Here is a 16,795-nt window from a genome sequence, read left to right as displayed (position 1 = left end):
GGCAGGTCATTCCCCACTCAAAACAGCATTTTGAACGAACAAAGGTCATCATTTGTGCCTGAAAAATGCTGATAGTGGCAAAAAATATTGGATTTGCCGACCTTTACCTTTTATTCGCAGGAACTTGTAATCATATGATCACATCCTGTTTCACCCGTTCCCGCCGGTAACCCGATATGGCCGAAAAGCTTTTCAAGTCCAACCAACTGCTCAGTCAACTGCGTCGCCTTGTCAAAAGCGAACAGCTTGTGCTGTCGATACTGGCATTGGTGGTCGGGGCCATGGCCGGGGGCGGAACAATCGTGTTTCGCGAAGGATTGCTGTTTTTTCAGGCACTGGTTTATGGCACCGGGGACGAGGCCCTTCATCACTATCTTGTCGATCTGCCATTCTGGCATCTGATGGCGGCCCCGACACTGGGCGGACTTTTTGTCGGCATATTCATCTATAAATTTCTGCCGGAAAAACGCCCGCACGGTGTTGCCGACCTGATTGACGCGGTGGCCTTTCACGATGCGCGCATGTCATCGCGTTGCGGGATCAAAAGCGCATTTGTCAGTGCTGTGTCACTGGGAGCCGGATCGTCACTGGGCCGAGAGGGGCCGGTTGCCCATATGGGGGCATCCTTCGGTGCGTGGCTTGCGCGGATACTGCATTTAAGACGCGGCGCTTCGCGTACTTTGCTTGGCTGTGGTGTTGCATCGGCGGTGGCGGCATCGTTCAATGCGCCGCTGGCCGGGGCCTTGTTTGCCCATGAAGTGGCCCTTGGCCACTACGCATTAACGGCATTTGCCCCGATTGTTCTGGCATCTGTGACTGGCACGATCATAACCCGGCTTTATTATGGTGCCGATGTTGCCTTTTTGCTGCCCGCCCACGAAATCCAGTCCTTCCTTGAATTTCCGGCTTTTATCCTTTTGGGCATCACCGCGGGAATTACCGCAATCTGCGTAACACGCGCGATACCGGTGGTGCAGAAGGCCGCCAAGGCATCCAAAATTCCGCTTTGGTTACGGCCTGCGGTGGCGGGGCTTGTGATTGGTATCGTTGCGATCCAGTTTCCCCAGATTGTCGGGGTTGGATACAGCGCAATGAATGATGCGCTTTACGGTGCTTATGACTGGTCATTCCTGATGCAGCTTTTGTTTATAAAGGCCGCGATGGTCGCGATCTGCATCGGTATGGGCTTTGCGGGCGGCATTTTCAGCCCCGCCCTTTTCCTGGGGGCGATGCTGGGCGGGGCTTTTGGGATTACGGCAACGGCAGTTTTCCCCGACCTTTCATCGGGCTATGGTGCTTATACGCTGATCGGGATGGGGGCGGTCGCCGCTGCCATGCTGGGAGCACCGATTTCAACCACCCTGATGATGTTTGAGCTGACGGGCGACTATGCCCTGACCATTGCGGTGATGGTGGCATCGGTGATTGCATCGGTCATCATGGATCAGTTTCAGGGCGGGTCGTTTTTCGCGTGGCAGCTTAAATGCAGGGGGCTTTCAACCCGATGGGGCAGGGAAGTCAATTTGCTGCGCATGATGAAGGTCGCCGACATCATGAAGGCGGAATACGAAACCGTGCCGCTTGTCGAAGGCATGCCGGGAATACGGGAAAAACTGATTAACGCCCCCTATTCCGAACTGTTTGTTGTTGATGATGATGGCCGGTTGCATGGCACGATCACACTGGCAGATCTGCGCCATGCCGCATTTGACCCGACGATGGGCGAAGAAGTTACCGCAGGCCAGGTCGCCCGATCCAAGCCGCCGGTCCTGCTTAGGACCGACAGTATCGAAAAGGCCGTGCGTTTGATGGAACAAACCGGCGAGGAACACCTGCCGGTGATCAATAATGACGAAGAACGCCTGATGGTCGGTTTCGTCCATGAAAAGGACGCGATGATGGCCTATAACAACGCGCTTCTGGAACTGCAAAGCGAAGAGCGCGGTGATGCGCCGCCCAAGCTGTTCTAGTCCGATCCGTGATGAAAAAGAGCAGCGCTTATATGCGCTGCTCCGTTCAAGGTTCTGTGGCCAATACTATCAGGCGGCCAGTGCAGGTTGGGTTTGACCCGGCCGACCGGACATGACCTGGGCTGCAACACGACTATCAAGACCGGCAACGTTTTCAGGAAGATCGTTTGCAGCCTGTTGGGCGGCAATATCGATTTCCTGATTTTCTTTACGGGCCTCAATTTCTGCCGTTTCGTTACGTTTGTCCTCCTTCGATGGCGGGGTCAAGCTGTCACGAACGGCAGATTTGAATTCTTCCTCGGCATCCTGCTCAGCAAATGCAGGATCGTTTTTGGCCGGATCAGAATTTGACGAGAAGACCCCCTTGGAGGCCTCCTCGCCGGAAGTGGCATCCTTGCCTTGTTCTGCAACATTGGCCATTGCATCGGCAAAGGATGTCGATCCGCTTCCGGTTGCTTGCATTTCCAGCATGACCGCCTGCACCGCATCAGACAAATCGCCGAATTTGGTGCCATAAAAGGTCGGTTGTGCAGATTTGCTGCTTTGAGGTGTTGCGCTAAATGCGCTGTATTTGTCGATACCTTCGGGTCCACCATCCTTAGATACTGAGGTGTTGGGCGACGTTACCGGTAGCCCAAATCCCAATCCAAGAAGACTGTTCATGAAAAATATCCTTCTTCATGGATGTACACAGCACTACACCACACAAAAGGCGAACCTTTTGCAGGGTGTAACGCGAACCGGAAAAATTCATGCAACTTCAAGACCATTGGCACTTTTCCAAAGGTCTGCTGATGTCAGTAACCTTGTATTGCGCCAAACATATCCGGCGTCAGGGCTTTGTGTGTCTTGGGCGGCATAATTTGCCCATTATCCAACAGGTTATAACCTGCCAACCCTTACGGACGATTGGATAAGTGCAAGGTGATACGCAACAAGCCTATGATACCGACCGCATGAATTATACCGGGTGTGGAGGCAATAGATGCACGTTTATCTGATTGGGGGCGCGCGTTGCGCGAGCATCCAACGATCCGGTGATCAATAACGAGGAAGAACGCCTGATGGTGGGCTTCGTCCATGAAAAGGACGCGATGATGGCCTATAACAACGCGCTTCTGGAACTGCAAAGCGAAGAGCGCGGTGATGCGCCGCCCAAGCTTTTCTAAGGTAGTCCCTGAATGTGAAGGCAAAAAAATGCTGCCGGTTTGATTTCGGGGGGGGCCGGCAGAAAGTTGGTGCTATCGCTTCGTTGGAAGTGAACGGTATTACGCCATCAACTGCGCCATCAGACGGTTGTCGAACGGTGTTGGGCCGTTGCTGGTCGTGGTGGCTGCGTCGTTGCTTGTGCTGCTGACCGACGCGGTTCCGTTGGCCGGGGAGGCGGCCATTATTTCGGCAAGGCTGACAATACCGTCTTCGTTGGTATCAAGCGGATCGTAACTTTCGGTATCGGATGTTGCGGCACTGTCACCGTCCGATGAACTGCCCGTGCTCTCGTCCGCAGTTGCCGTGGCCGTAGTGGCACCGGGTGGTGGTGCCATGCTTGTCAGGTAATCGTCTTGGGAAATGCTTTTAGCATCACTTCCCGCCATCATCGACCACAGGTTTTCGGCCATTTCATCGCTGACATCATCGGGTTTTCCGGCCAGGAATTCATCCTTGGTCAGGGAGCCGTCATCATCGGTATCAAGGTCGTCGAACAGTTGCTGCGCATCGAAACCGCCATCGGTGGCCGATGTGTCGGTGCTTTCCTGCATTTCGAGCAGCATGGCTTTGATCTGATCGGAAAGCTGGTCAACGCTGCCTTGTCCGCTGGCAGCAATTTCCGAAACCGCGTCGACCGCCTGTGTCGAGGCCGTGCTTTGCGCACTGGCGAGCGCAAATCCGCCAATGCCTTCTACGCCGCTACTGCTTTCGGTAGACTGGCTGCTACCGGTCGATTGTGTTTGGCTAAATATTTGCGCAAGACTGGCACTGAGACTGTTGATGCCGCTCATCAGGGGCTCCTTGCGTGGTGATTGTCGTTATGACTGTTCACGCGAGGCGCAGGAAAAACTGGCGCAGAAAAGCAGGCGGAAAAATCTTTTCAGGGAAAAAATTGGTCGACGTTCCCGATTTGTTGCACAATAAGCAACCCGATATCGCCACTTGATTGAATGCCAATACTGGCCCCGTTTGCAGAGCATGTTATATATCCCGACATGATGGATGATCCCTTTGAAATCGATGAATTCGCCGCAAGCCCGGAAATGCGCCTTCAGGACGCACCCGCACCGGATTACCTTGCCAATCTGAATGCCGAGCAACGCGAAGCGGTTGAAACGCTTGATGGCCCGTTGCTGGTACTGGCAGGTGCCGGGACGGGGAAAACGCGCGTTTTGACGACCCGCCTTGCCCATCTGCTGGAAACCAAGGGACAGACTGAGCGCCTGCATCCGCAGCAAATCCTTGCCGTGACCTTTACCAACCGTGCGGCCAAGGAAATGCAGGAACGTGTTGCCCATGCGCTGGGCCGTCCGGTCGAAGGATGGTGGCTGGGCACGTTCCATTCGCTGGCCGCCCGCCTGTTGCGCCGTCATGCCGAACTGGTCGGGTTGCAATCAAACTTCACGATCCTTGATAGCGACGATCAGGTCCGTCTGCTCAAGCAGATCATGGATGCCGAACAGATCGATCAGAAAAAATGGCCGGCCAAGCAGTTGATGGGTATCATCCAGCGCTGGAAGGACAAGGGGCTTTCACCCGAACGGGTCAATGAAAGTGTCGAGTTCGCCAATGGCGGGGCCAAATACCTTTATAAGATCTATCAGGAACGCCTTGCGGTTCTGAATGCGGCCGATTTCGGCGATCTTTTGCTGCATTGCCTGACCCTGTTTCAGAAACATCCGGAAATCCTGCGCCGTTATCAGGAAACCTTCCGCTATGTCCTGGTCGATGAATATCAGGATACCAACGTGGCGCAATATCTTTGGCTGCGTGCGCTGGCGATGGTTCATCGCAATATATGCTGTGTCGGCGATGACGATCAGGCGATCTATAGCTGGCGCGGGGCCGAGGTCGGCAACATTCTGCGTTTCGAGTCCGATTTCCCTGGCGCCAAGGTCGTCCGGCTGGAACAGAATTATCGTTCCACGCCCCATATTCTGGCGGCGGCGTCCAAGCTGATCACCTTTAACGATGGTCGCTTGGGCAAGGAGCTTTGGACCGAACTTGATACCGGCGAAAAGGTCTTTGTCAAAGGTGTCTGGGATGGCGAGGCCGAGGCGCGGCTGGTTGGCGAGGATATCGAAGCCCTGCAAAGCCGTGGCATCGGTGCATCCCAGATGGCGATCCTTGTTCGCGCCGGGTTCCAGACCCGCGAGTTCGAGGAACGGCTGATTACATTGGGCATCCCGTACCGGGTTGTCGGCGGACCGCGTTTCTATGAACGTCAGGAAATCCGCGATGCGCTGGCTTATATCCGCATGGTCGCCCAACCTGATGACAGCCTTGCGTTTGAACGCATCGTCAATGTGCCCAAGCGCGGGGTGGGGAAGGCCACCTTGCAAACCCTGCATCAATATTCGCGTGATCAGGCCGTGTCGCTTCCGGCGGCGGCCCTTGATCTGATCGGGACCGAGGAACTCAAACCCAAAATGCGTCAGGCGATTGGCGGATTGCTGGGCGATTTCAAACGCTGGCGCGAGATGCTTGAAACCACGTCGCATGTGGCGGTGCTTGAAACGGTGCTGGATGAAAGCGGCTATACCGATATGTGGCGGACGTCGAAGGAAATCGATGCGCCCGGCCGTCTGGAGAACCTCAAAGAACTGGTATCCGCAATTGGCGAGTTTGAAAACCTGACCAGCTTCCTTGAACATGTGTCGCTGGTGATGGAAAACGAACAGAATGCCGATCAGGAAAAAGTCACCATCATGACCCTGCATGCGGCCAAGGGGTTGGAATTTGACTATGTCTTCCTGCCCGGCTGGGAAGAAGGCGTTTTCCCCCATCAGCGCGCCATGGATGAAAGCGGCGTCAAGGGCCTGGAGGAAGAACGCCGTCTGGCCTATGTCGGCATCACGCGTGCGCGCAAACGCGCCACCGTTTCCTATGCCGCCAACCGGCGGATTTATAACCAGTGGCAATCGGCCCTGCCGTCACGCTTTGTCGATGAATTGCCTGACGAGCATGTCGAACGCATCAGCGATACCGGCCTTGGCAATCATCGCGGCAATGTATCGCCGGGTGCATGGGGGGCCGATGACTGGATGAAAATGCCAAGCTGGGCGGATAACAAACCGGCGGAAAGCTATAACCCCTATGGCGGGACCGGTGAACGCCGGTTTGCCAGCGCGGGATGGCAGGACCGGGTGCGCAAAAACGTGATCGACGTCAAGCCGGACGGTGAAACCAGCTACACCACCAGTTCGAAATCATCGAAATACAAGGTCGGCGATGCGGTACGTCATCGCAAATTCGGCCCCGGCACCGTCAAGTCGGTCGATGGCAACAAGCTTGAAATTCATTTCGAAGGTGTCGGCACAAAGAAAGTGGTCGACAGTTTCATCCTGCCGGGTTAAGCCGCCCGGACATTATTTCTGGTGCGGTCAAATGGCCGCCGCAATCTTGCGAGAAGCGATATGATCGAAACCGTTCGTTGCTATAATTTCACCTTCGAGGTCGATGGCAAATATGCCCCGGCCTTTGCCGAGGCGTTGTATGAGCATTGCGATGCCCTGTCGCATTTCGAACGGCCGGGCGATCCGACCGCGCCCTGGAAGGTCGAGGGCTTTTCAGGCGATCATCTTGACAAGACTGCGGTTGAAACCGCCGTATCATTGATGGCCTCGGCCGTTGGTGTTGACGTGCCGGTCGTCGAGTTTGGCACTTACGAGCCCAAAGACTGGGTCAGCGACAATCTGCGCAGCTTCAAGCCGATTTCGGTTGGCCGGTTCTATGTCCATGGCTCGCACTGGGAAGACGGCGTGCCGGTGGCCAAAACCGGTTTGCAGGTCGATGCCGGTCTGGCATTCGGATCTGGCGAACATCAAACGACCAAGGGTTGCCTTGCGGCAATCGATTGGATCGCCAAACATTCTTATCGTCACAATGCGCTTGATATGGGCTGCGGGTCCGGCATTCTGGGCATGGCATGTGCCAAAACATGGCGCTGCCCGGTGATGATGGCCGATATCGATGCCGCATCGGTGCGCGTTGCCCGTGAAAATGCCCGGATCAACAAGATCACCGATCTGGTCACCGCGATCCATTCCAACGGCTTTAGCGACGTTCGCATCCGCAATGCCGGTTATTACGACATTGTGTGTGCCAATATCCTTGCCCGCCCGTTGCGCCATATGGCACGCGACCTGCGCGGGACGCTGGCCGATGGCGGTTATGTGGTTCTCTCAGGGCTTCTGTCCCATCAGGAACAGTTTGTCCTGTCGGCCTACCGCGATGTCGGCCTGTCGCTGGTCAAACGTTTCCCGGTCGAAGAATGGACGACGCTGGTGGTTGGCTAAGCCACATTTACCGTCCGCCCGATATATCGATTAGCGCACCAGTGACATAGGACGCGTCATCTGACAGTAGCCAATAAATCAGATTGGCGACTTCGTTTGCCTTGCCCGCACGCCCAAGCGGGCAGTTGGGGCCAAGTTCGGCAACCCGTTCCGGGCGGCCGACACTGCCATGAATATCGGTATCGATAATGCCCGGTCGCACCGCATTGACGCGAATGCCTTTGGGACCAAGTTCCTTCGAAAGGCCAATGGTCAGGGTGTCAATCGCGCCTTTGGACCCGGCGTAATCGACATATTCGCCCGGTGATCCGAGTTTGGAGGCCATCGACGATACATTGACGATTGAACCGCCCCTATTTGACAGAGCACGTGCGGCCTCGCGGGCAACGATATAGGCCCCCAGAACATTGGTATCAAACACCGATTTCATCCGTTCGATGCTCATATCCGCCAGATCGCTTTTGGGGGCAACGATCCCGGCATTATTGACAACCGCATCAATTGTGCCGAACCGGTCAAGCGTTGCCTGAAACAGGTCAACAACGTCCTGTTCGTATTTCACGTCGCATTTCAGGGCGAAAACATTGCCGGTTCGTCCAGCCCGTTCACACAGCGCACAGGTTTCATCGGCACTTTCCCTGTTACCGACATAGCTGATGGCGACGTTCCAGTCGTTTTGCGCGCACAGAATGGCGGTGGCACGGCCAATCCCGCGGGAGCCGCCGGTGATCAGGACGGTTTTTGTCATGGATGTCTCCCCGAAAATCAATGTCGGGCGACACTATGGCGCGGGTTTTATGCCGGGGTCAAAAAGAAACGGCCCTGCTGTGGAGTAGCAGGGCCGTCTCAGAGGGAAAGACAAAAAAAGACCTTAAGGATCGCGAACCTTCGATCCTGCGTGGCGTCCTATGGCATCAAAGACCTAGGCGGGCGGGATTGATCCCTATTCCCTGCCCATTGCTGCTACCGAAAGGGTCTGACCCCGATGGTGGCTTTCAGCGTCGTCTGACAGATTGGCAGGGCCTGTATCAAGGCCGAGCGCGGCTCTTTCCGCAAGGGTGAGGCGCTCAAGACCGTCATAGGCCGTCTGACGACGACGCGATTGAACAACGCTTTGGGCAGTAATTGGAAAACGGATCACCGTTTTGGTCTCCTGCAAATTGACGTCCCGACGGGTCATCTTTTTGTCACCGGGATGTCATAGTTTAAACTTTCCTTAATTTGCATTGCGAAGCTTGCAGGGCTTTCATACCCATGATGCATGTGGTGGTATAGGACCAGAACAGGTGTAGTTTATTGCGGACCTGATCTGACGCGCAGGAAGGCGTTTTATGGCATTCCATCTTGCAAGTGATCAGCGAAAACCCTTAGATAGCTTTGGTCGGATGCTGCCCCACGCATAGAAACGAGGATTTTGATGACCCTTCCCGGCGATACCCAACTTGCTGCCATGCTTGAACGTGACGGCGTTAACAAGGACGTTACTGCCATCGTCGATCTGATCGACGGTGTTCTTGCCAGTGCCAATGGCGATACGCGAACCGATTGGCTTGATCTGGTCGGTGGCAAGCTTGGCGATGATCTGAAATCGGCCTTGTTGGCATTGCGTGATGAACGTAAATCGGAATTTCTGTATGCCAAGGATGGCTATGATGCCGCTGGTCGGGTTGATGCCCTTCGCAAATATCTTGCAGCCAAGGGTGTCGATGGCTTCGTCGTGCCGCGATCAGATGAACATCAGGGTGAATATGTCCCGGCCTGTGCCGAACGTCTGGCATGGCTGACCGGCTTTACCGGGTCGGCCGGAGCGGCGGTGGTGCTGGCAGACAAGGCCGCCGTGTTTGTCGATGGCCGTTACACCATTCAGGTCCGCCAGCAGGTTAACCGTGACATTTACGAATACCGTCATCTGGTCGATGAGCCGGTTGTCGGCTGGATCCACGACAATCTGAAATCGGGCCAGAAGCTGGCCTATGACCCGCATTTGCATACCGTCCAGCAGGCCGAACATCTGCGCGGTGCGTGCAAGGGTGTCGGTGCCGAACTGGTCGCAATCGAACCCAATCCGATTGATGTTTTGTGGCATAAACAGCCCGCCATGCCGATAGCGCCCGTTCGTCCACATCTTCTGGAACATGCCGGTAAATCAAACGCGGAAAAACGCAAACAGATTGCCGAAATGCTCGAAAAGCTGGAATGCGACAGTGCGGTGATTTCAGCGCCTGACAGCATCGCCTGGCTTTTGAATATCCGGGGGGGCGATGTACCCCATATTCCGCTGCCGTTGGGATATGCCATCATTCATGGCGATGCATCGGTTGATCTGTTTATGGATGAACGCAAGTTTGCGGCTGAAACCGTCAAATGGCTTGAAAATGATGCGACCCTCCGCCAACCCGGCGAACTCGAAGAAGCCCTTGGCGCGTTGGGCAATCAGTCGGTCCGTCTGGACGAGGCAACCGCGTCCGACTGGCTGCGCATGAAGCTTGCCGATGCCGGTGCGACCATGCGGATCGGCCGTGATCCGGTGGCGTTGCCCAAGGCCTGCAAGAACGAGGTCGAGCTTGAAGGATCGCGCAAGGCGCACAAACGCGACGGCGAGAAAATCATTCGTTATTTCGCGTGGCTTGAAGAAGCCGCCGCCGATGGCAGCATTGATGAACGCATGGCTGCGGACAAACTTCTCGCACTTCGTGCCGAAGACCCGTTATTCCGCGATACCAGTTTCGAAACCATCCCGGGCAGCGGTCCGAATGGGGCTTTGTGCCATTATCGCAACACGCCCGAAACCAATCGCAAACTTTCGCCGGGCGAAATTTTCCTGATCGATAGTGGCGGGCAGTATCTGGACGGGACCACCGATATCACGCGTACAACCGTGATCGGGCAGCCGACCCAGGAACATCGGGACCGTTTCACCCGCGTGCTGAAGGGGCATATCGCGCTTGCGCGTGCGATTTTCCCGGTTGGCACCACCGGCCAGCAGTTGGATACCCTTGCCCGTGCGCCGCTTTGGGAAGCCGGGCTTGATTTCGACCACGGCACCGGGCATGGCGTTGGCAGTTACCTTGGTGTTCACGAAGGTCCGCAGCGGATTTCCAAGGCCCCGAACAAGATCGCGCTTAAACCGGGCATGATCCTGTCGAACGAGCCGGGATTTTACAAGGAAGGCGAATACGGCATTCGCATCGAAAACCTGATTGCGGTGATCGAGATTGATGGTCCGGTCGGGGCGGATCGCCCTATGCTGGGCTTTGAAACGCTGACCTTCTCGCCGATTGAACGCAAACTGATTGATCCGGAACTGATGACCAAGGACGAATTGCAGTGGCTGAACGATTACCACGCACAGGTCTATGCGATGTATGCCGACGATCTTGACGAAGATCTTCTTGAATGGCTGCAAAAGGCAACGGCACCGATCAAGAAACGCGTGGCGTAAGTTCGGCATTCAGGCAACGCACAATGAAAAACCGTCCCGGCATATCGGGGCGGTTTTTTCGTTTTAACATGCCTGACAGCGTGGTCTTTTTGCCTTATGAATAAAACATTGGATCGATTCAATTGTGGGCATGACCCCAAAGGAAATAATCAGGAGGAAGACATGGCGTCAGTGGAAGAAGGCTGGAATGCCAATCCCGCGCGATACGACAATGCGACCTATAACCGTTCGGGCAAAAGCGGCCTGATGCTGCCGCAGATCACGCTGGGTCTTTGGCAGAACTTTGGTGGCGTTGACGTTTTTGAAACGCAGCGCGCCATGATCCGGCGTGCCTTTGATCGCGGTGTCATCCATTTCGATCTTGCCAACAACTATGGTCCGCCCCCCGGATCGGCCGAAGAAAACTTTGGCACGGTACTGGCAAAGGATCTGAAATCCCATCGCGACGAACTGGTGATTTCGACCAAGGCGGGTTACCGCATGTGGCCGGGGCCGTACGGCGAATGGGGTTCGCGCAAATATCTGATTTCAAGTCTGGATCAAAGCCTGTCGCGCATGGGTCTTGATTATGTGGATATTTTCTATTCGCATCGTGTCGATCCGAATACGCCGCTTGCCGAAACTATGGGCGCACTCGATCAGATCGTGCGCTCGGGCAAGGCGCTTTATGTCGGCATTTCCTCCTATTCCGCCGAAATGACCCGCAAGGCGCAGGCGATCCTTACTGATCTGGGCACGCCCTGCGTCATTCATCAGCCATCCTATTCGATGCTGAACCGCTGGGTCGAAACCGAAGGTCTGCTTGATACCCTGTCCGAACTTGGCATTGGCTGCATTGCATTCTCGCCGCTTGCGCAAGGGCTTCTGACCAACAAATACCTGAATGGTGTGCCGGAAAATTCCCGTGCAGCCCTTGAAGGATCGTTCCAGCCCGGCATGCTGTCCGAAGACAACCTGAGCCGTGTGCGCGCCCTGAACAAAATCGCCAAACGCCGTGGTCAGACACTGGCACAGATGGCGATTGCCTGGGTGCTGCGTCGCCCGGAAATCACATCGGCCCTGATTGGGGCGCGTCATGTCGAACAGCTTGATAACAGCCTTGATGCCCTGAACAATCTTGAATTCAGTGCCGAGGAACTGGCTGAGATCGATAAATACGCGACCGATGGCGGCCTTAACCTGTGGCAGAAATCATCTGATTCCGAAGCCCCGGTCTGATCACCTCAAAGCCCTTCCAGCAAACCCCGGTACGTTTGTCGTGCCGGGGTTTTGTTTTTTTTAATTATCAGCCATTGGCATAGTGCCGGCCAGATCGCGCAATGTATCAAGCACGGCCTTGGCCCCGGTACTGAGCGGGCGATCCTGAAGCCACGACAACATTACCTTGCGCGATAGCTGCGGGTTGACGATCCGCCGCGCCTTGAGCCGCCCGGTCGATAATTCCATCACCAATGAGCTTCGCGGCAAAACCGTATGCCCCAGATCGCGATGGACCAGATCGACCAGAACCCGTAATGCGTCCGCTTCGACCACCGGGGTCAGGGGGCGACCGGCACGGAATGCGGCTTCCTGCATCTTGGCGCGCAGACCGTGTTTCGGGGTTGGCATGATCAATGGCAGCGCCAGAACATCTTCATAGGCAATTTCGGTTTCGCCTTCGCCAACGCGCGACGGATGGGAAATCAGAAACAGGTCTTCGCGCCATAATGGTTCGGCATGCAGGCTGCGCGATATCATGCCATCATGCAGGATGCCGATATCAAGGCGCCCTGATAGCAATCCTTCCTGCACATCACCTGTCAGATCCTCGGCAATCGAGATGTTCAGATCGGGATAGCGTTCGCGCAATGCTTCGACCAGCGCACCGGTAATGACGATCCCGGCACTGGGCGGCACCCCGACATGGACATGACCGGTCACCTTGCTGCGTCGGGCTGACAGGTCGGCTTCGAGGCGCGCCAGATCACCCAGAATAACCCGTGCCCGTTCGGCCAGCATCTGACCGGCTTCGGTCAGTTTGACCCCGCGCCCGGTCCGTTCCAGCAGGCGGGTATCAAGTGCTTCTTCCAGAAGGTTAAGCTGCCGGCTAAGGGCTGGCTGCGACAGGTTAAGCCGGTCGGCCGCGCGCGACAGGCTGCCAAGTTCGGCAATGTGAACAAAGCTTCGAAGCTGTTTGATGTCCATTTATCTGCAATCCAAAAGGAATATGAACCGGCGGATGTTTTGTTAGATATAGCAAATCCTGATATCTGATAACATTTAATTCGAATTGAATAATGTCTATGCGCGGCAGATAGTTAAGGTCGAGAGAGACCGGAGACAATAATGACAAAACCATCCGCGCCAGCAGATGCCAAATCCGTGGCCAAGCCATCGGGTTCGGCCCTGACCCTTGTATTGCTGTCGACTGTGGCATTCGCAATGAAGGGGCTGTTGGCGAAATACGTTTATGCCACCGGCATGACGGTGGATGGTTTGCTGCTGCTGCGTTTTTTGATCGCGATGCCGTTTTTCTGGATCGGTGTTTATCTGTTTGGCAAACACCGGCCGGGCGAACGTACGATGAAGCCGGTCGATATTCTCTGGGGTGCGCTTTATGGCGGACTGTTCTTTGCCGCTGCCCTGTTTGATTTTACCGCCGTGTCGGTGATTGATGTCACCGTCTCGCGGATCGTGCTTTTCACATTCCCGGCCATCGTCCTGATCCTTGAATGCCTGCATAAGTGGCGGCTTCCTCCCTTGCGCCAGTTTGTCTGCTTTGTCGTCACTTATATCGGGTTGGTACTGGTTCTCGCCCCCAACGGGATCGGTGCTGTTTCAGATCAGCTTTGGCTGGGGGCTTCTTTGGCGTTTGCCTCGGCCCTGACTTATGCCTGTTACCTTTATTTCGGGCAGCGGATGATTTCGGTCATTGGATCAATGCATTTTGCCGCCATGGTCAATACCATGGCAGGTGTATCAATGATCATCTATGAACTGATCGTCACCAAGCCGCTAAATCTGAATGTCGATGGGGTTTTGTGGACCGCGGGTATTTCGATCTTCTGCACCGTGATCCCGTTCTTTCTGCTGTTTGAAGGTATTCGGCGGATCGGGGCGACACAGGCAGCACTGATTTCGCTTTCGGGCCCTGCCATGACATTCTTTGCTGCCTGGCTACTACTGGGCGAAGTTCTGACCACGGCACAAGCCCTTGGCTTTGCTATCGTCATTGTTGGTGTGGCATCGATCAAGAATGGTGTGACACTGGCCGGTCTTGGTCGGTTACTGGCCCGTCCGTTCTTTTCGGCAACCGGTCGTGGTTCGGGGGATGCCAACGCGACAGACACAGACGGCGAACCGGCAGCTGGTGCGCCGGGCAAAGGCGCGTGACAGTGGCCTTTATTCGTCACGTTGCCAGCGGCGGACTTCGGTTTGATGTTCCGGCAACCTTTCTCCGCGTCGCCACAGCAGCGGGTCGATGAACTGCCCGGCCCATACCCCTGAACGACTTTGGCGTGCGCTGTTTTCAGCCGCAGCATAAGATGGCATTTCGTCGGTCCGTGCCACGGCCATGCCGCGTGCAATCATGCTTTGGCCGATATCAATCCCGTTGGCATTGCGACAGATCGCCATGTTGCGATGGTACCGGTTCTTGCCCTGCACCTTGCAGGTAATTGGCCCGGCTGCAATCAAATTGGTAACGACCTGCCAGGCATCTGCACCGCATGCCGTGGTTTGACCATTCACGATGCATCGCTGGAACCGTTCAAGCGCGTCCGCCCCCCAAAGATCAACGCGTTTGAAACCAAACTCCAGCGTGTCGCCATCAACCGCACGCGCCTTGCCAACCAGTTCATCGAAATCGGGGTCGGCTAGTGCCGGACTCGCGACGAAAAAGGCCGTAACCGTTCCCAGAACAAGCATGGTTTTGAAGAAATGCATCGGGCTCATGGTTTATCTGACTGTGTGATCGGCCAAGTATCTATCGTGTGCTGTCTGTCGGCAGAAATCAAAGAAAGTATTGGTTCAGGCGGCAGTTGAGTACGAACCTTAAGTGACTGATCGTCAATTCGAAGTCATGTGCCCGGTCAACCATTACTTGACATGGACACATTAGATTCCGTAGAGATATGTACTATATTAAAGTATAGAATAACTCTTGACCCGTGCCTAGCACGATCCAATTCACAGACCGGGACGCTAAAGGAAGTCGCGATCAACAGCGACACATACAATGAAGTTGCATCGTTAGGGGTCCTTGGATGAATAGAACAGTCCCGAAAGAGTTGCTCGCCAGTATTCAGAAATCCGGCCTTCATAAACCTGACCATTGCGCGTTCGTTCTTGATTTTACAAGTGTGCCGACAACACGAAGCCGGACGGTTTTTTGTTCTTTTGTCCGCTACTTTCAATATGGCTGTCTGCAAAACCTGACGCCGCGCATTTTATCAGACCACACATTCGTCCTGACGATGCCCAACGACCAGCGCAGCCGAATGGAAGAACTGGTCGAAAATGTAAGAACATTTTTGCTGGCACGCCGATATGGCGGCCTTGACTGCAAGGTCTTCGATCTTAGTGAGGAAGCATCTGCTTTTGCGCTCTGCTGTGTCGGTCATATGCGGGCCATCACACGCGAAAATGCCGAAGACTTCCTTGATTTCTATCTGGCTCCGCCAAAAAACGTCACCCAGCTTGGACAACTCGTCGAAATCGAGCGGATCATTGGCCAGGCTGACATCTCGATGCACATTCGCAGCCAACTGATCTGGGAATTGCTGCCGGAAAGCGCGCCTGCGCTTGCCGGTGAGGAGTTCTGGGTTTCTATTGCCGCGATGGAAGAAATCTCGGGCAAGGAAATCCTCAACGATGAATGGATGTTCGCGCGTTTTACAGAGCTTCTGGATAACCGGGTTCTATCCTACGTCACCAAGGAAAACTATACGGGTGATGTCGCGCGGTTTCTGAACCTGAATCCTGTGGCTGTTGTCAGCGCCAATTTTCAGAGAATGATCAAAACCATTCCATCCCGTCAGCTTCGCAAGTTAACGGTGGAAATCCCGTTGCTGATGTGGCGAAACAATCCCAAAGTCCGTCAGGGAATTCTGTCACGTTTTCAAAGGCATGGCATTCGACTGGCCTTTGATCGTGTTCCGCTGTCGCGGTTGACACAGCTTCTGGCCAAGGAATCTGAAATCGCCGACTTCATCAAGCTGCATGTGGCGGATTGCGAACCCGATGAAATCAGGCAGACACTGGACCAATGTTCGCCCGATCTGATCAATAAAATAGTTTTCTGCCGCTGTGAGACAGTGGCGCAGATCGAAGCCGGTGTGCAGGCAGGCGTTTCATACTTTCAAGGGTATGGATTGGCAGGTTTTCTTGATGCGCCCGTTGAAATTGAACGGGTGCTGGGCAAAGCCACAGCGAAAGATCTGCCCCGTGCGCGTCTGGCCTTGGGGCGTGCGCGCGCCTAATAAAGATCGCTGTATCGGATCTCGTCAAGCTGGGCAAAAACGATTTTCCATGTCTCGTCCTGTTTGAGCAGGGCAAAGGCATAATCACAATCAAAGATCAGATTGTTTTCCGAATTGCCGAACCGGAACGACACGATCGCGCGCGATCCGCCGGGCAGGGCGGAATGCTGTTCGACCAGCATCGATTTCGCCATCGCCAGATCGGCATTTTTCAATTCATCAAAAAACGACTGATTGTATGTATGCAGATCCTCGACTGATCCGATGGCATGAACCCCCATCAGGTCATTGATCAGGCACGGGAAGTGATAGAACGCATCAAGGGCGTCTGCTTCGAATTTAAGATGTGCATCGGCATAGCGGCGAAAAAAGCTGCCAAGGTCTTCCATAGGATACGTTTTCCTTCCGCTTTGCCCG

15 protein-coding genes are annotated in these 16,795 nt (G+C 54.9%); 8 read left to right on the top strand and 7 right to left on the bottom strand.

The features are described from left to right. The first annotated feature begins 176 nt into the window (after positions 1-176). Positions 177-1,970 carry a chloride channel protein gene (locus P8T57_RS04755; RefSeq protein ID WP_040060074.1) on the top strand — a complete coding sequence of 598 codons (1,794 nt, stop codon included), beginning with the start codon at positions 177-179 and terminating at the stop codon, positions 1,968-1,970. A 69-nt stretch (positions 1,971-2,039) separates the two neighbouring features. On the opposite strand, the gene P8T57_RS04750 is transcribed toward P8T57_RS04755, so the two are convergent. Next, positions 2,040-2,633, bottom strand: coding sequence for a hypothetical protein (locus P8T57_RS04750; protein ID WP_110252662.1), 594 nt, complete (start codon positions 2,631-2,633; stop codon positions 2,040-2,042). Positions 2,634-2,971: 338 nt separating this feature from the next. Between P8T57_RS04750 and P8T57_RS04745 the strand changes: the two genes are divergently transcribed. After that, a complete protein-coding gene (locus P8T57_RS04745) occupies positions 2,972-3,139 on the top strand; it encodes a hypothetical protein (RefSeq protein ID WP_158526677.1) in 168 nt (55 codons plus the stop codon). Between the two features lie 99 nt (positions 3,140-3,238). Here the strand turns inward: P8T57_RS04745 and P8T57_RS04740 are convergent, their stop codons facing one another. Next, a complete protein-coding gene (locus P8T57_RS04740) occupies positions 3,239-3,970 on the bottom strand; it encodes a hypothetical protein (RefSeq protein ID WP_341364752.1) in 732 nt (243 codons plus the stop codon). Positions 3,971-4,177: 207 nt separating this feature from the next. Between P8T57_RS04740 and P8T57_RS04735 the strand changes: the two genes are divergently transcribed. After that, positions 4,178-6,535 carry a UvrD-helicase domain-containing protein gene (locus P8T57_RS04735; protein WP_007089783.1) on the top strand — a complete coding sequence of 786 codons (2,358 nt, stop codon included), beginning with the start codon at positions 4,178-4,180 and terminating at the stop codon, positions 6,533-6,535. A 60-nt stretch (positions 6,536-6,595) separates the two neighbouring features. Continuing rightward, positions 6,596-7,477, top strand: coding sequence for a 50S ribosomal protein L11 methyltransferase (locus P8T57_RS04730; protein ID WP_341364751.1), 882 nt, complete (start codon positions 6,596-6,598; stop codon positions 7,475-7,477). A 7-nt stretch (positions 7,478-7,484) separates the two neighbouring features. Here the strand turns inward: P8T57_RS04730 and P8T57_RS04725 are convergent, their stop codons facing one another. Next, on the bottom strand, positions 7,485-8,225 hold the full coding sequence (locus P8T57_RS04725) for an SDR family oxidoreductase (protein ID WP_341364750.1): 741 nt from the start codon (positions 8,223-8,225) through the stop codon (positions 7,485-7,487). A 195-nt stretch (positions 8,226-8,420) separates the two neighbouring features. After that, on the bottom strand, positions 8,421-8,618 hold the full coding sequence (locus P8T57_RS04720) for a hypothetical protein (RefSeq protein WP_139834699.1): 198 nt from the start codon (positions 8,616-8,618) through the stop codon (positions 8,421-8,423). A 276-nt stretch (positions 8,619-8,894) separates the two neighbouring features. Between P8T57_RS04720 and P8T57_RS04715 the strand changes: the two genes are divergently transcribed. Next, complete coding sequence (locus P8T57_RS04715; RefSeq protein WP_341364749.1) at positions 8,895-10,919, top strand: aminopeptidase P family protein; 2,025 nt, start codon at positions 8,895-8,897, stop codon at positions 10,917-10,919. Between the two features lie 162 nt (positions 10,920-11,081). Then, positions 11,082-12,137 (top strand): L-glyceraldehyde 3-phosphate reductase, encoded by a 1,056-nt coding sequence (mgrA, locus tag P8T57_RS04710; protein ID WP_341364748.1) that lies wholly within the window; start codon positions 11,082-11,084, stop codon positions 12,135-12,137. Positions 12,138-12,197: 60 nt separating this feature from the next. On the opposite strand, the gene P8T57_RS04705 is transcribed toward mgrA, so the two are convergent. After that, positions 12,198-13,103: a LysR family transcriptional regulator gene (locus P8T57_RS04705; RefSeq protein WP_037992114.1), complete on the bottom strand. Its 906-nt coding sequence runs from the start codon at positions 13,101-13,103 to the stop codon at positions 12,198-12,200. Between the two features lie 141 nt (positions 13,104-13,244). Here P8T57_RS04705 and P8T57_RS04700 point away from each other — a divergent pair, with 141 nt between their 5' ends. Next, positions 13,245-14,291, top strand: coding sequence for a DMT family transporter (locus tag P8T57_RS04700; RefSeq protein ID WP_341364747.1), 1,047 nt, complete (start codon positions 13,245-13,247; stop codon positions 14,289-14,291). Between the two features lie 9 nt (positions 14,292-14,300). On the opposite strand, the gene P8T57_RS04695 is transcribed toward P8T57_RS04700, so the two are convergent. Next, positions 14,301-14,852 carry a thermonuclease family protein gene (locus P8T57_RS04695; RefSeq protein WP_063095080.1) on the bottom strand — a complete coding sequence of 184 codons (552 nt, stop codon included), beginning with the start codon at positions 14,850-14,852 and terminating at the stop codon, positions 14,301-14,303. A 311-nt stretch (positions 14,853-15,163) separates the two neighbouring features. Between P8T57_RS04695 and P8T57_RS04690 the strand changes: the two genes are divergently transcribed. Further along, positions 15,164-16,378, top strand: coding sequence for a hypothetical protein (locus P8T57_RS04690; RefSeq protein WP_341364746.1), 1,215 nt, complete (start codon positions 15,164-15,166; stop codon positions 16,376-16,378). Here P8T57_RS04690 and P8T57_RS04685 read toward each other — a convergent pair. Next, positions 16,375-16,767, bottom strand: coding sequence for a hypothetical protein (locus P8T57_RS04685; RefSeq protein WP_037992120.1), 393 nt, complete (start codon positions 16,765-16,767; stop codon positions 16,375-16,377). The genes P8T57_RS04690 and P8T57_RS04685 overlap by 4 nt on opposite strands. Positions 16,768-16,795: the final 28 nt, after the last annotated feature.

Source organism: Thalassospira sp. SN3W, assembly GCF_038070535.1.
GTDB classification, from domain to species: domain Bacteria; phylum Pseudomonadota; class Alphaproteobacteria; order Rhodospirillales; family Thalassospiraceae; genus Thalassospira; species Thalassospira xiamenensis.
The sequence above is the reverse complement of the archived record's forward strand: the minus strand, read 5'-3'. Positions and strand labels throughout refer to the sequence as shown.

What these genes read in the sequence shown, in the direction of transcription:
- P8T57_RS04755 (WP_040060074.1), top strand. Translation starts at nt 177, where the DNA reads ATGGCCGAAAAGCTTTTCAAGTCCAACCAACTGCTCAGTCAACTGCGT.
- P8T57_RS04750 (WP_110252662.1), bottom strand. Translation starts at nt 2,633, where the DNA reads ATGAACAGTCTTCTTGGATTGGGATTTGGGCTACCGGTAACGTCGCCC.
- P8T57_RS04740 (WP_341364752.1), bottom strand. Translation starts at nt 3,970, where the DNA reads ATGAGCGGCATCAACAGTCTCAGTGCCAGTCTTGCGCAAATATTTAGC.
- P8T57_RS04735 (WP_007089783.1), top strand. Translation starts at nt 4,178, where the DNA reads ATGGATGATCCCTTTGAAATCGATGAATTCGCCGCAAGCCCGGAAATG.
- P8T57_RS04730 (WP_341364751.1), top strand. Translation starts at nt 6,596, where the DNA reads ATGATCGAAACCGTTCGTTGCTATAATTTCACCTTCGAGGTCGATGGC.
- P8T57_RS04725 (WP_341364750.1), bottom strand. Translation starts at nt 8,225, where the DNA reads ATGACAAAAACCGTCCTGATCACCGGCGGCTCCCGCGGGATTGGCCGT.
- P8T57_RS04715 (WP_341364749.1), top strand. Translation starts at nt 8,895, where the DNA reads ATGACCCTTCCCGGCGATACCCAACTTGCTGCCATGCTTGAACGTGAC.
- mgrA (WP_341364748.1), top strand. Translation starts at nt 11,082, where the DNA reads ATGGCGTCAGTGGAAGAAGGCTGGAATGCCAATCCCGCGCGATACGAC.
- P8T57_RS04705 (WP_037992114.1), bottom strand. Translation starts at nt 13,103, where the DNA reads ATGGACATCAAACAGCTTCGAAGCTTTGTTCACATTGCCGAACTTGGC.
- P8T57_RS04700 (WP_341364747.1), top strand. Translation starts at nt 13,245, where the DNA reads ATGACAAAACCATCCGCGCCAGCAGATGCCAAATCCGTGGCCAAGCCA.
- P8T57_RS04695 (WP_063095080.1), bottom strand. Translation starts at nt 14,852, where the DNA reads ATGAGCCCGATGCATTTCTTCAAAACCATGCTTGTTCTGGGAACGGTT.
- P8T57_RS04690 (WP_341364746.1), top strand. Translation starts at nt 15,164, where the DNA reads ATGAATAGAACAGTCCCGAAAGAGTTGCTCGCCAGTATTCAGAAATCC.
- P8T57_RS04685 (WP_037992120.1), bottom strand. Translation starts at nt 16,767, where the DNA reads ATGGAAGACCTTGGCAGCTTTTTTCGCCGCTATGCCGATGCACATCTT.